The organism is Stenotrophomonas bentonitica (assembly GCF_013185915.1).
In the GTDB taxonomy this organism is placed as follows: Bacteria; Pseudomonadota; Gammaproteobacteria; order Xanthomonadales; family Xanthomonadaceae; genus Stenotrophomonas; species Stenotrophomonas bentonitica.
On sequence record NZ_JAAZUH010000002.1, the window covers coordinates 891,957 to 906,510 of the forward strand.

Consider the following 14,554-nt stretch of genomic DNA (forward strand, 5'->3'; position numbering starts at 1 on the left):
CATCCCGACGCCCCCACCTTGTCGTGATGAGCACTGAAACGCTGCGCTTCGACAACCGCTTCCTCCGGGACCTGCCCGGCGACGATGAAACCGGCCCGCGCGTGCGCGAGGTGCGCGGCGCGCTCTGGTCGTCGGTGATGCCGACGCCGGTGGCGGCGCCGCAGTTGCTGGCGTATTCCCCCGAGCTGGCTACCCAGCTGGGCCTGGGCCAGGACCTGCTGGACAGTCCCGATTTCCCCCGCGTGTTCGGCGGCAACGCGCTGTACGAAGGCATGCAGCCGTGGGCGGCCAACTACGGTGGGCACCAGTTCGGGCACTGGGCCGGCCAGCTCGGCGACGGCCGCGCGATCTCGCTGGGGCAGCTGGTGGCGCCGGATGGGCGCTACTGGGAGCTGCAGCTGAAAGGGGCAGGGCGCACGCCGTACTCGCGCGGCGCCGACGGCCGTGCGGTGCTGCGCTCGTCGATCCGCGAATTCCTGTGCAGCGAAGCCATGCATCACCTGGGCGTGCCCACCACCCGCGCGCTCAGCCTGGTGGCGACCGGCGACCCGGTGGTGCGGGACATGTTCTATGACGGTCACCCCGAGGCGGAACCCGGCGCGGTGGTGTGCCGGGTGGCCCCTTCATTCCTGCGCTTCGGCAGTTTCGAGCTGCCGGCCTCGCGCGGCGACGTGGCCCTGCTGCGGCAGCTGGCCGATGCCTGCATCGCGCGCGATTTCCCCGAACTGGCCGAGGCCGGCGCGGACCGTTACGGCGCGTGGTTTGCGCAGGTCTGCGAACGCACCGCCGTGCTGGTCGCGCACTGGATGCGGGTCGGTTTCGTGCATGGCGTGATGAACACCGACAACCTGTCCATCCTCGGCCTGACCATCGACTACGGCCCGTACGGCTGGGTGGACGACTACGACCCGGACTGGACCCCGAACACCACCGACGCGCAGGGCCGACGCTACCGCTTCGGCACCCAGCCGCAGGTGGCGTACTGGAACCTGACCCGGCTGGCACAGGCGCTGGCGCCGCTGTTCGAGGACGTGGCGCCGCTGCACGCCGGCCTGGCCCGGTTCCAGGCCGTGCACGCGCAGCGCGAGCGCGACGACATCGCGGCCAAGCTCGGCCTGGCGGCGTGCGGCGATGCCGACCTCGGCTTGATGGCCGACTGGCTGCAACTGCTGCACGAGGGCGAGATGGACATGACCCTGGCGTTCCGCGGCCTGATCGCGTTCGATCCGCTGGCGCCGGACGTGGCCGTGCTGGACGACGCGTTCTACAGCCCGGACCGGCGCGCCGCAGTGCTGCCGGCGCTGCAGGCGTGGCTGCAGGCCTACGCGCTGCGGCTGCAGGCCGATGGGCTGGATCCCGCGCAGCGGCAGCAGCGCATGCGCGCGGCCAATCCGCTGTACGTGCTGCGCAACTGGCTGGCGCAGGAAGCGATCGAACGGGCGGAGCAGGGCGACCTGGGGGGTGTGCATGCCCTGCAGGAGGTGCTGCGGCATCCCTATGACAAACAGCCGGGCCGCGCGCATTACGCCGGCAAGCGTCCGGAATGGGCCCGGAACAAGGCCGGCTGCTCGATGCTGTCCTGCAGTTCCTGAGGGGTTACCCTATGCCACCCTCTGCTGTTGCGTGACCATGACCGATTCTTCCGCCCCCGTTCCGGCCTGGGCCGGCCGCCTGCGCGACGTCGCCGATTTCCCCAAGCCGGGCATCCTGTTCAAGGACATCATGCCGCTGCTGGCCAACGGCCCGGATTTCGCGGCCGCGGTGGACGCGATGGTCGCGCCGTGGCGCGATGCGACCCTGGACGCGGTGATGGGCATCGAATCGCGCGGGTTCATCCTGGGCGCGGCGATGGCGCAGGTGCTGGGCGTGGGCTTCGTGCCGGTGCGCAAGCCGGGCAAGCTGCCCGGGCGCACGTTGAAGCAGGAGTACACCCTGGAATACCGCACCGACAGCATCGAAGTACATGCCGACGCATTGCCGCCGGGAGCGCGCGTGCTGGTGGTGGACGACGTGCTGGCCACCGGCGGTACGCTGCTGGCGGCGCTGTCGCTGGCGCGGCAGCTGCAGGTCGAAGTGGTGGGCGCGGCGGTGCTGGTTGAACTGGCCGGGCTGGGTGGGCGTGAGCGCTGGAACAGCGACGTGCCGTTGGTGGCCAACCTGGTGTATTGAGACCGCTTGGGACACGCATGGCGTGTCGCTACGCCCGATCGTTGCCGCCACCGGTCGTTGCATCGAACGTCGCCGCAATCGGTCATCGCATCCATCGGTGATTGCGGCCCCGCGTAGAGACACGCCATGCGTGTCCCACGCGGTGCCAGACCCGCGCGATTACATCTTGCGAACGCGGAACCGCCGGCCCTTGATCTTCCCGGCTTCCAGTCGCGCGATGGCCTTGCCCACGTGCTCGCGCGCGATCGCCACGTACGAACGCGTGGCATAGATGTCGATCTTGCCGATCACCTTGGCCGACAATCCAGCGTCGCCGGTCAGCGCGCCGAGGATGTCGCCCGGGCGCAGCTTGTCCGTTTTGCCGCCGTCGATGCGCAGAGTGGCCATGGCCGCCTGCGGCAGCACCGCCGGGCGGGCCGTGGCCAGCGGCGTCTTCTGCCAGTCCAGAGGCTTGCCCTGTGCCGCTTCCAGCGCGTCGGCGCGGTTGCGTTCGCGCCCGGTCACCAGGCTGATCGCCAGCCCGGTGGCACCGGCGCGGCCGGTGCGCCCGACGCGGTGTTCATAGGTTTCGATGTCGGTGGGCAGCTCGTAATTGATCACCGCCGCCAGGTCCTGCACGTCCAGCCCGCGTGCGGCCACGTCGCTGGCCACCAGCACGTTGCAGCTGCGGTTGGCGAAGCGCACCAGTACTTCGTCGCGGTCGCGCTGTTCCATTTCACCGTGCAGCGGCAGCGCCGAGAAACCGAACTCCTGCAGCGACACGGCCACGTCGTCCACATCGCGGCGGGTGTTGCAGAACACCACGGTCGATTCGGGGGTGTACTTCAGCAGCAAGCCAGCCAGCGCCTTCTGCTTGCTGGCCAGGTCGACCTCGCAGAACAGGTGGCGGATCGCCGGCGCGTGGTCGGCGCCTTCCACGGTCACTTCGACCGGGTCGCGCAGCAGCACCCGCGCGATCTCGCGGATCTCGTCGGGGTAGGTCGCCGAGAACAGCAGCGTCTGCCGGTCCTTGCTGGTACGCCCGGCGATCTCGCGGATCGGCTCTTCGAAGCCCATGTCGAGCATGCGGTCGGCTTCGTCCAGCACCAGCGTGGTCACCCCGCCCAGCTTCAGGGCGCGCTTGCGGCCCAGTTCCTGGATCCGGCCCGGGGTGCCCACCACCACGTGCGGGTCATGCGCTTCCAGCGAGGCCAACTGCGGGCCCAGCGGCATGCCGCCGGTGAGCACCACCAGCTTCAGGTTGGGGATGCCGGTGGCCAGCTTGCGGATCTGCTTGCCGACCTGGTCGGCCAGTTCGCGGGTGGGGCACAGCACCAGCGCCTGCGCGCGGATCACCGCCGGGTCCAGCGCCTGCAGCAGGCCCAGCCCGAACGCAGCGGTCTTGCCGCTGCCGGTGGGAGCCTGTGCGATCAGGTCGCGGCGCGCCAGGATCGCCGGCAGCGCCTGCGCCTGCACGGGAGTCATCTGGGTATAGCCCAGCGCGTCGATGCCCGCCGCCAGCGAGGCCGACAGGGGCAGTTCGGAGAATTCGTTCATGCCACATTCTACCCGTTCGGGCTGCCGCGAGCGACGCCGCGCCCCGCCAGCCCGTACAATGGCGGGATGCCTCTGATTACTCTGCAAAACGTCGACTTCAGCGTCGGCGGCCCGCTGCTGCTGGAAAAAGCCGAACTGTCGATCGAACCGGGCGAACGCATCGCCCTGATCGGCCGCAACGGCGCCGGCAAGTCCACCCTGCTCAAGCTGCTGTCCGGCGACCACAAGCCCGACGACGGAGAAGTGCGCGTGCAGCAGGGGGTTCGCATCACCCGGCTGGAGCAGGAAGTGCCGCATGGCGCCGCCGGTAGCGTGTTCGACGTGGTCGCCGACGGCCTCGGCGAGCTGGGCCAGTGGCTGGCCGAATTCCACCACCTGAGCGTGGCCGAGGAGTTTGACGGTGACGCCCTGGCGGCCGTGCAGGCCAAGATCGACGCCGCCAACGGCTGGGGCCTGGACCAGCGGGTCAGCGAGACCCTGACCAAGCTCGACCTCAACGGCGATGCCGAGTTCGCGCGCCTGTCCGGCGGCATGAAGCGCCGCGTGCTGCTCGGCCGCGCGCTGGTCTCGGCACCGGACCTGCTGTTGCTGGACGAACCGACCAACCACCTGGACATCGAAGCCATCGACTGGCTGGAAATGTTCCTGAAGAACTGGAACGGCAGCGTGGTGTTCGTCACCCATGACCGCCGCTTCCTGCGCGCGCTGGCCACCCGCATCGTCGAGATCGACCGCGGCCAGGTCACCAGCTGGCCGGGCGACTGGGCGAACTACGAGCGTCGCCGCGAAGAGCGGCTGAACGCACAGGCGCAGGAAAACGCGCGCTTCGACAAACTGCTGGCCCAGGAAGAAGTCTGGATCCGCCAGGGCATCAAGGCCCGCCGCACCCGTGACGAAGGTCGCGTGCGCCGCCTCAAGGCGATGCGCACCGAACGTTCGCAGCGTCGCGAGCTCGGCGGCAACGTGCGCATGGAGGCCTCCCAGGCGGAGAACTCCGGCAAGAAGGTGATCGACGTCAAGGACATCTCGTTCGCGTTCGGCGACCGGGTGATGGTCAAGGACTTCAGCACCACCATCCTGCGCGGTGACCGGATCGGCCTGATCGGCCCCAACGGCAGCGGCAAGACCACGCTGCTCAAGCTGCTGCTGGGCGACCTCGCGCCGGACAGCGGCGAAGTGCGCGCCGGCACCAACCTGCAGATCGCCTATTTCGACCAGTACCGTTCGGTGCTGCGCGAAGACTGGACCGCGATCGAGAACGTGGCCGAAGGCCGTGATTTCCTCGAGGTCAACGGCAAGCGCAAGCACGTGCATGCCTACCTGCAGGACTTCCTGTTCACCCCCGAACGCGCGCGCGCGCCGATCACCCGTCTGTCCGGTGGCGAGCGCAACCGCCTGCTGCTGGCCAAGCTGTTCGCGCAGCCGTCCAACCTGCTGGTGATGGACGAACCGACCAACGACCTCGACGTGGAGACGCTGGAACTGCTCGAAGAGCTGCTCGGCGATTACACCGGCACGCTGCTGCTGGTCAGCCACGACCGTGACTTCCTGGACAACGTGGTGACCTCCACCATGGTGATGGAAGGCAACGGCGTGGTAGGCGAGTACGTCGGCGGCTACAGCGACTGGCAGCGCCACGCGGCGCGCGTGGAAGCGGCGGCCGCGCCGGTTGCAGTGGCGAAACCCGCTACGGCCCCGGTCGCGGCGGCTGCCGCGCCGGCGCCGACGGCGAAGCGCAAGCTCAGCTTCAAGGACCAGCGCGAACTGGAGCAGCTGCCACAGAAGATCGAAACCCTGGAGAAGGACGTCGAAGGCCTGACCGCCGCGATGAACGATCCGGCCTTCTACCAGCGCAGCGCGCCGGACATGGCTGCGCATACCCAGCAGCTGGGCAAGGTGCAGGCGGAGCTGGACGCCGCCTACAAGCGTTGGGAAGAGCTCGACAATTGAGGAACAGCCGGGCAGAGCCCGGCTCTACGCCGTAGTGCCGGGCTCTGCCCGGCAGCGATGCGTGCAATCACGCATCGCCCGCACGGGTCACTTCAACCCGTGCAGATCCCGCAACTGACTCGGACGGCTACCAAAATACGCAGCCAGGTCGGCAATATCCTGATCGCTCAGGTCCGTCGCCTGCGGCGTCATCAACGCATGCTGGCGGTCGCCGGCACGGTAGGCCTGCAATGCATGCGCCAGGTAATCGCCGTATTGTCCGCCCAGCTTCGGGTAGGTCGGGTCGATCGGATGGTTGCCGTCGGCGCCGTGGCAGTCGATGCAGCTCTGGTTCGTTGCCTTGCCCTTGACCTGGGCCCGGGCTTCACCGGCGGCGATGCGTCCGGCCGGCAGGCCGGCAGAGGAGCCTGACCCGTGCTCACCACTGGCGTGGCCCGGGTCGGCGGCGGAATCTGCGCTGTTTTCCACCTGCGACTGCGAACAGGCAGCCAGCAGCAGGGTAACGGACAGGGCGATGGCGTAACGCTTGAATCGCGTGGCTTTCGTCATGAGCGCGCTTATTTGACGGTGGACAGGTAAACAGCGAGATCGGCGATCTCCTGTTCGCTGAAACTCATGGACTGCGCCTGCATCGTCGGATGCCGGCGCTTGCCCGTGCGGTACTCGCTCAGCGCCTGGCTGAGGTACTGCTGGGTCTGCCCACCGATCTTGGGCACCCGGTAACTGGGGTAGGCGTTCTTGTACCCGGTGATGCCATGGCACCCCTGGCAGGTGTAGGCGAGCACCCGGCCGTTGTCGAACTGCCCGGTCAGGGCGGCCGGGGCGGCGGGCGCGGCTGCCGGGGCAGCGGCGGGTACTGCGGGTACGGCTGGAGCTGGAGCAGGTGCGGCCTGGACGGCAACCCCGAAGGGCAGGAGGACGGCCAGAGCAAGACAAGCGGCGAGCGGCTGCGGGCGCATGATGTCGTTTCCGATATACGGGTTCTGGTCGTTCCGGCGTGGGGTACGGAACTGACCCGAGTATAGCCTGCGTTTTCATCTTGCTGAAACCGGGCATTGCCGACAGGCGGCCGCAGGTCACCATGACCTTTGGGATATGGTGTAGTCGTGACGTGGTGCATTACTTTGCTACCACACCTGCCCACGCATCCTTCAGGGACACGACGATGTTGCGAATCTCTCTTCTGCCCGGCCGCACCGGAACCTGCGCCGCGGCGCTGATCATCTCCACCTCGCTGCTGCTCGGCGGCTGCGGCGCCGGTGGCCCGGCCGGCGAAGCGGCGGCCGCCGAAAAGGACCCCAAGGCCGAGAAGGCCGCTGAAGCGGTGCCGGTCGAAGCCGCCGCGGCCACCCGTCGCGCGGTTGCCGCCAGCTACACCGGTACTGCGGCGCTGGAAGCCCGCGCCGAATCGCAGGTGGTGGCCAAGACCTCGGGCGTGGCCCTGGCCGTGCTGGTCGAGGAAGGCCAGCAGGTGCGTGCCGGCCAGCCGCTGGTGCGGCTGGACCCGGACCGTGCGCGCCTGGCCGTTGCCCAGAGCGAGGCACAGATGCGCAAGCTGGAGAACAGCTACCAGCGTGCGCAGAAGCTGGTCGGCCAGCAGATGGTCAGTGCCGCCGACGTGGACCAGCTGCGTTACGACCTGGAAAACGTGCGCGCGCAGTACCGCCTGGCCACGCTGGAGCTGTCCTACACCACGGTGGTGGCGCCGATCTCCGGCGTGATCGCCTCGCGGTCGATCAAGACCGGCAACTTCGTGCAGATCAACACGCCGATCTTCCGCATCGTCGACAACTCGCGGCTGGAGGCCACCCTCAACGTGCCCGAGCGCGAACTGGCCACGCTGCGTCCGGGCCAGCCGGTGACCCTGGTGGCCGACGCGCTGCCGGGCAAGTCCTTCCCCGGCAAGGTCGACCGCATTTCGCCGGTAGTCGATGCCGGCAGCGGCACCTTCCGTGTCGTGAGCGGCTTCGGCGAAGGTGCCGAAGGCCTGCAGCCGGGCATGTTCGGCCGCATCCGGATCGACTACGACCAGCGCGCCGACGCACTGGTGGTGCCGCGCCTGGCCCTGCTCGACGATGGCGACCCGGCGGTGTTCCGCGTGCGTGACGGCAAGGTCGCGCGCGTCCCGGTCAAGCTGGGCTACGCCGAAGGCCCGTGGGTGGAGATCCGCGACGGCCTGGTCGCCGGCGACAAGGTCGTGACGGCCGGCAAGGTCGCGCTGCGCGACGGTACCGCGGTCCAGGTGATCGGCGACAAGCCGGCGGCCACCGTGGCCAGCAAGGCCGCCCCGGCCAAGGCGGAGACCCGCCAATGAGTCCGGCCGGCCACGACCACCCGGACGCCCCCGGCGGCGGCTTGGTGGAGTTCGCCACCCGCCGCCGCGTCACCATCTTCATGTTCATGATCACCCTGGTGCTGTTCGGGTTGATCGCACTGGGCAACCTCAAGGTCAACCTGCTGCCCGACCTGAGCTATCCCACGCTGACCGTGCGCACCGAGTACACCGGTGCAGCCCCGACCGAGATCGAAACGCTGATCACCGAACCGGTCGAAGAGGCCGTGGGCGTGGTCAAGAACCTGCGCAAGCTCAAGTCGATCTCGCGCACCGGGCAGAGCGATGTGGTGCTCGAATTCGCCTGGGGCACCAACATGGACCAGGCCAGCCTGGAGGTGCGCGACAAGATGGAAGCGCTGAACCTGCCACTGGAGGCCAAGGCCCCGGTGCTGCTGCGCTTCAACCCGTCCACCGCGCCGATCATGCGCCTGGTGATCGCGTCCAAGGCCGACCCGGCCAGCGACGCCGACGCCGTGCGCCAGCTCACCGCGTTGCGCCGCTATGCCGACGAAGACCTGAAGAAGAAACTGGAACCGGTGGCCGGCGTGGCGGCGGTGAAGGTCGGCGGTGGCCTCGAGGACGAGATCCAGGTCGACATCGACCAGCAGAAGCTGGCCCAGCTCAACCTGCCGATCGACAACGTCATCAAGCGCCTCAAGGAAGAGAACATCAACATTTCCGGCGGCCGCCTGGAGGAGGGCTCGCAGCGCTTCCTGGTGCGCACCGTCAACCAGTTCGCCGACCTGGAGGACATCCGCAACCTGCTGGTGACCACCCAGAGCAGCACCGGCAGTGCGGCCGATTCGGCCATGCAGCAGATGTTCGCGATTGCCGCCTCCAGCGGTTCGGACGCGGCCATCGCCGCCGCCTCCGCCGCGCAGAGCGCCTCCAGCAGCAGCTCCACCACCATCGCCAACGGCGTGCCGGTGCGCCTGAAGGATGTCGCCACCGTGCGCCAGGGCTTCAAGGAACGCGAGGCGATCATCCGCCTGGGCGGTCGCGAAGCGGTGGAACTGGCGATCTACAAGGAAGGCGACGCCAATACCGTGGCCACCGCCGAAGCACTGCGTGCCAAGCTCGAACAGATCAAGGCGCAGATCCCCGGCGATGCCGAACTGACCACGATTGAAGACCAGTCGCGCTTCATCGAACACGCGATCAGCGACGTCAAGAAGGACGCGGTGATCGGTGGCCTGCTGGCGATCCTGATCATCTTCCTGTTCCTGCGCGATGGCTGGAGCACCTTCGTGATCAGCCTGTCGCTGCCGGTCTCGATCATCACCACGTTCTTCTTCATGGGCCAGCTCGGTCTGAGCTTGAACGTGATGTCGCTGGGCGGCCTGGCGCTGGCCACCGGCCTGGTGGTGGACGACTCGATCGTGGTGCTGGAGAGCATCGCCAAGGCGCGCGAACGTGGCCTGGGCATCCTGCAGGCCGCCATTGCCGGTACCCGCGAAGTGAGCATGGCGGTGGTCGCCTCGACCCTGACCACCATCGCGGTGTTCCTGCCGCTGGTGTTCGTCGACGGCATCGCCGGCCAGCTGTTCCGCGACCAGGCGCTGACCGTGGCAATCGCGATTGCGATCTCGCTGCTGGTGGCGATGACCCTGATTCCGATGCTGAGCTCGCTCAAGGGCCGCCCGCCGCTGGCGTTCCCGGAAGAACCGGCGCACGCCACCTGGCAGCCGCAGAACCGCTGGCTCAAGCCGGTGGCCGGCGGTCGTCGCGGGCTGGGTGCACTGGTGCGCTGGACCGTGTTCGGGATCGCCTGGGCAATCGTCAAAGTGTGGCGTGGCCTCACCGCCGTCATTGGTCCGGTGATGCGCAAGGCCAGCGACCTGGCGATGAAGCCGTATGCCGGTGCCGAGCGCGGCTACCTGAAGCTGCTGCCCAGCGCGCTGGCCCATCCGGGCAAGGTGCTGGGGCTGGCCGCGCTGGCGTTCGTCGCCACGATGGCGCTGGTGCCGATGCTGGGCGCGGACCTGATTCCGCAGCTGGCCCAGGACCGGTTCGAAATGACCGCCAAACTGCCCGCTGGCACGCCGCTGAAGCAGACCGATGCGCTGGTGCGCGAGCTGCAGCTGGCCCATGCCAAGGACGACAGCATCACCTCGCTGTATGGCGTGAGTGGCAGCGGCACGCGGCTGGACGCCAGCCCGACCGAGAGTGGCGAGAACATCGGCAAGCTCACCGTGGTCATGGCCGACGGCGGCAGTGCGCGCACCGAAGCGGCGATCACCGAACGCCTGCGTGCGTCGATGAAGGGCCATCCGGGCGTGCAGGTCGACTTCGCACGGCCTGCACTGTTCAGCTTCTCCACGCCGCTGGAAGTGGAACTGCGCGGTCAGGACATGGCGACGCTGGAACATGCCGGCCAGGCGCTGGCCGCACGGCTGCGTGCCAACCCGCACTACGCCGACGTCAAGTCGACGGTGGAAGAGGGCTTCCCGGAAATCCAGATCCGCTTCGACCAGGAACGCGCCGGTGCGCTGGGCCTGACCACGCGCCAGATCGCCGACGTGGTGGTCAAGAAGGTGCGCGGCGACGTGGCAACGCGTTACAGCTTCCGTGACCGCAAGATCGACGTGCTGGTGCGTGCCCAGGAAGGCGACCGCGCCAGCGTGGAGAGCATCCGCCGGCTGATCGTCAATCCGGGCAGCTCGCGGCCGGTCACCTTGGATGCGGTGGCGGAAGTGGTCGCCACCAATGGCCCGAGCGAGATCCATCGCGCCGACCAGACCCGCGTGGCGGTGGTCTCGGCCAACCTGCGTGACATCGACCTCGGCGGCGCCGTGCGCGAAGTGCAGGACATGGTCGCCAAGGAGCCGCTGGGTGCGGGCGTGGGCATGCATATCGGCGGGCAGGGCGAGGAGCTGGCCGAGTCGGCGCGTTCGCTGATCTTCGCCTTCGGCCTGGCGATCTTCCTGGTCTACCTGGTGATGGCCTCGCAGTTCGAATCGCTGCTGCATCCGTTCGTGATCCTGTTCACCATCCCGCTGGCCCTGGTCGGCGCGATCCTCGCGCTGATGCTGACCGGCAAGCCGATCTCGGTGGTGGTGTTCATCGGCCTGATCCTGCTGGTCGGGCTGGTCACCAAGAACGCGATCATCCTGATCGACAAGGTCAACCAGCTGCGCGAGGCCGGCGTGGCCAAGCACCAGGCGCTGGTGGAAGGTGCACGTTCGCGCCTGCGCCCGATCATCATGACCACCCTGTGCACGCTGTTCGGCTTCCTGCCGCTGGCGGTGGCGATGGGCGAGGGTGCCGAAGTGCGCGCACCGATGGCGATCACCGTCATCGGCGGCCTGCTGGTTTCCACCCTGCTGACCCTGCTGGTGATCCCGGTGGTGTACGACCTGCTCGACCGTCGTGGCGATGCCTACTACCGCGAGCGCGGCCGCAAGCACCACATGGATGTCGCGGCCACTCCCGGTACGGCCGGCGACGCGGCACAGGAGCCGGCATGAGCATCGCCGAGTTCTCCATCCGCCGCCCCATCACCACCATCATGATGTTCGTCTCACTGGTGGTGGTGGGCCTGATCGCCGCGTTCCGGCTGCCACTGGAAGCGTTGCCGGACATCTCCGCACCGTTCCTGTTCGTGCAGGTGCCGTACTCGGGTTCGACGCCCGAGGAAGTGGAGCGCACCATCATCCGGCCGACCGAGGAAGCACTGGCGACGATGACCGGGATCAAGCGCATGCGCTCCCAGGCCACGTCTGAGGGTGCCAGCATCTTCATCGAGTTCACCGACTGGGACCGCGACATCGCCATCGCCGCCTCCGACGCACGCGAGCGCATCGACGCGGTCCGCACCGACCTGCCCGACGACCTGCAGCGCTACAACGTGTTCAAGTGGTCCAGCAGCGACGAGCCGGTGCTGAAGGTGCGCCTGGCCAGCACTGCCGACCTCACCGGTGCGTACGACATGCTCGACCGCGAGTTCAAGCGGCGCATCGAACGCATTCCCGGGGTGGCGCGGGTGGAGATCTCCGGTGCGCCGCCGAACGAGGTGGAGATCGCGATCGACGCCGATCGCCTGACCGCGCACAACCTGAGCATCAACGAGTTGAGCGAGCGGCTGCGCACGCTGAACTTCTCGATCTCGGCCGGACAGATCGACGACAACGGCCAGCGCGTGCGGATCCAGCCGGTCGGTGAAATCACCGACCTGCAGGAATTGCGCGACCTGGTGATCGACACCAAGGGCCTGCGCCTGGGCGACATCGCCGAGATCCGGCTAAAGCCCACCCGCATGAACTACGGTCGCCGCCTGGACGGCAACCCGGCGGTCGGCCTGGACATCTACAAGGAGCGCAGCGCGAACCTGGTGGAGGTGTCGCGCGGTGCGCTGGCGGAAGTGGAGGCGATCCGCAAGCAGCCGTCGATGCGCGACGTGAACATCAAGGTGATCAACAACCAGGGCAAGACGGTGACGTCCTCGCTGCTGGAGCTGGCCGAGGCCGGCGCGGTTGGCCTGCTGCTGTCGGTGACGGTGCTGTTCTTCTTCCTGCGCCATTGGCCGTCCACGCTGATGGTGACCCTGGCGATCCCGATCTGTTTCGTGATCACCCTGGGCTTCATGTACTTCGTGGGGGTCACCCTCAACATCCTGACCATGATGGGCCTGCTGCTGGCCGTGGGGATGCTGGTGGACAACGCGGTGGTGGTGGTGGAGAGCATCTACCAGGAACGCGAGCGCATGCCCGACCAGCCGGTGCAGGCCTCGATCGTCGGAACCCGCAACGTGGCCATCGCGCTCAGCGCCGGCACCCTGTGCCACTGCATCGTGTTCGTGCCCAACCTGTTCGGCGAAACCAACAACATCAGCATCTTCATGGCGCAGATCGCGATCACCATCTCGGTCTCGCTGATGGCGTCGTGGCTGGTGGCGGTCAGCCTGATCCCGATGCTGTCGGCGCGCATGCAGACGCCCAAGCTGGTGCACTCGCAGACCGGCGTGATCGCGCGGCTGCAGCGCCGCTACGCCACGGTGCTGCAGTGGACGCTGGAGCACCGTGGCTGGAGTGTGTTCGGCATCATCATGGTGGTGCTGATCAGCCTGGTGCCGATGAAGCTGACCAAGATCGACATGTTCGGCGGCGAGGGTGGGACCGACGTGTTCATCGGCTACAACTGGAAGGGCGCGTTCACCCGCGAACAGATGTCCGACGAGGTGGCGCGGGTCGAACAGTACCTGCAGCAGAACCGCGAAAAGCTGCACATCACCCAGGTGTATTCCTGGTACAGCGAGCAGGAAGGCAGCAGCACCATCGTGACCCTGGACGAGAAGCACACCGGCAACATGGCGGCGGTGCAGGAGTCGCTGCGCAAGGGGCTGCCGCGTTCGGCGCGCGCCGACTACATCGTCGGCAACCAGGGCGGCGACGGCGGTGGCGGCGGTGGCAGCAAGGGCGTGGAAGTGCAGCTGATCGGCGACTCCACCCAGATGCTGCAGGAGATCGGCGAAGACGTGGTGCCGCTGCTGGCCCAGCGCAAGGAACTGCGTGACGTGCGCATCGACAATGGCGAAAAGGGCAGCGAGCTGTCCATCCATGTCGACCGCGAGCGCGCGGCGGCGTTCGGCTTCAATGCCGAGCAGGTCGCCAGCTTCGTCGGCCTGGCGCTGCGTGGCGCCCCGCTGCGCGAGTTCCGTCGCGGCGACAGCGAGGTGCCGGTGTGGGTGCGTTTCGCCGGTGCCGAGCAGAGCAGCCCGGAAGACCTGGCCAGCTTCACCGTACGCACCGGCGACGGACGTTCGGTGCCGCTGCTGAGCCTGGTCGACGTCAGCATCACGCCCTCGGCCACGCGGGTAGGGCGCACCAACCGCCAGACCACGCTGACCATCAAGGCCAACCTGGCCGAAAAGGTCACCGCGCCGGAAGGCCGCAAGGCGATGGAGGAGACGCTGAAGCCGATGAGCTTCCCGGCCGGCTACAACTTCACCTTCGACGGCGGCGACTTCGGCGACGACAACGAGGCGATGCAGCAGATGATGTTCAACCTGCTGATCGCCCTGGTGATGATCTACGTGGTGATGGCGGCGGTGTTCGAATCGCTGCTGTTCCCCGCCGCGATCATGAGCGGGGTGCTGTTCTCGATCTTCGGCGTGTTCTGGCTGTTCTGGCTGACCGGCACCTCGTTCGGGATCATGTCCTTCATTGGCATCCTGGTGTTGATGGGCGTGGTGGTGAACAACGGCATCGTGATGATCGAGCACATCAACAACCTGCGCCGGCGCGGCATGGCCCGCACCCAGGCACTGGTGGAGGGCTCACGCGAGCGCCTGCGCCCGATCATGATGACGATGGGCACCGCGATCCTGGCGATGATCCCGATCTCGCTGACCGACACCCAGCTGCTCGGCGACGGCCCGCCGTACTACCCGATGGCCCGCGCCATCGCCGGCGGCCTGGCGTTCTCCACCGTGGTCAGCCTGCTGTTCCTGCCGACCATCTACGCCATGCTCGACGACATGAGCATCAGCGTGGCCCGCATCGTGCGGCGGGCAAGGGGCCTGCCGCCCAAGGGCAGCGACGCGGTGATCGAACCGGCCTAGGGTTC

General features: G+C 67.8%; 9 protein-coding genes. 6 read left to right on the forward strand and 3 right to left on the reverse strand.

Annotated features, from left to right (window positions below; genetic code table 11):
• Positions 1-26 precede the first annotated feature (26 nt).
• Positions 27-1,592, forward strand: coding sequence for a protein adenylyltransferase SelO (locus tag HGB51_RS15390; protein WP_070209623.1), 1,566 nt, complete (start codon positions 27-29; stop codon positions 1,590-1,592).
• 37 nt (positions 1,593-1,629) lie between these two features.
• Positions 1,630-2,169, forward strand: coding sequence for an adenine phosphoribosyltransferase (locus HGB51_RS15395; RefSeq protein WP_070209622.1), 540 nt, complete (start codon positions 1,630-1,632; stop codon positions 2,167-2,169).
• 159 nt (positions 2,170-2,328) lie between these two features.
• On the opposite strand, the gene dbpA is transcribed toward HGB51_RS15395, so the two are convergent.
• On the reverse strand, positions 2,329-3,705 hold the full coding sequence (gene dbpA, locus HGB51_RS15400) for an ATP-dependent RNA helicase DbpA (protein WP_070209621.1): 1,377 nt from the start codon (positions 3,703-3,705) through the stop codon (positions 2,329-2,331).
• A gap of 66 nt (positions 3,706-3,771) precedes the next feature.
• On the opposite strand from dbpA, the gene HGB51_RS15405 reads away from it, so the two are divergent.
• Positions 3,772-5,655, forward strand: coding sequence for an ATP-binding cassette domain-containing protein (locus tag HGB51_RS15405; RefSeq protein ID WP_171966877.1), 1,884 nt, complete (start codon positions 3,772-3,774; stop codon positions 5,653-5,655).
• An 87-nt stretch (positions 5,656-5,742) separates the two neighbouring features.
• Here the strand turns inward: HGB51_RS15405 and HGB51_RS15410 are convergent, their stop codons facing one another.
• Entirely contained in the window at positions 5,743-6,204 is a 462-nt protein-coding gene (locus tag HGB51_RS15410) for a c-type cytochrome (protein ID WP_070209201.1), read from the reverse strand.
• A gap of 8 nt (positions 6,205-6,212) precedes the next feature.
• Positions 6,213-6,614, reverse strand: a complete 402-nt coding sequence (locus HGB51_RS15415) for a c-type cytochrome (protein WP_070209200.1) — start codon at positions 6,612-6,614, stop codon at positions 6,213-6,215.
• A gap of 206 nt (positions 6,615-6,820) precedes the next feature.
• Here HGB51_RS15415 and HGB51_RS15420 point away from each other — a divergent pair, with 206 nt between their 5' ends.
• From HGB51_RS15420 to HGB51_RS15430, 3 genes are read left to right on the forward strand one after another with little or no spacing between them, the layout of a single operon-like run.
• Positions 6,821-7,969, forward strand: a complete 1,149-nt coding sequence (locus tag HGB51_RS15420; protein WP_070209199.1) for an efflux RND transporter periplasmic adaptor subunit — start codon at positions 6,821-6,823, stop codon at positions 7,967-7,969.
• Positions 7,966-11,457, forward strand: a complete 3,492-nt coding sequence (locus tag HGB51_RS15425) for an efflux RND transporter permease subunit (RefSeq protein WP_070209198.1) — start codon at positions 7,966-7,968, stop codon at positions 11,455-11,457. The genes HGB51_RS15420 and HGB51_RS15425 overlap by 4 nt, the downstream gene beginning before the upstream one ends.
• Entirely contained in the window at positions 11,454-14,549 is a 3,096-nt protein-coding gene (locus HGB51_RS15430; RefSeq protein WP_070209197.1) for an efflux RND transporter permease subunit, read from the forward strand. The genes HGB51_RS15425 and HGB51_RS15430 overlap by 4 nt, the downstream gene beginning before the upstream one ends.
• Positions 14,550-14,554 lie beyond the last annotated feature (5 nt).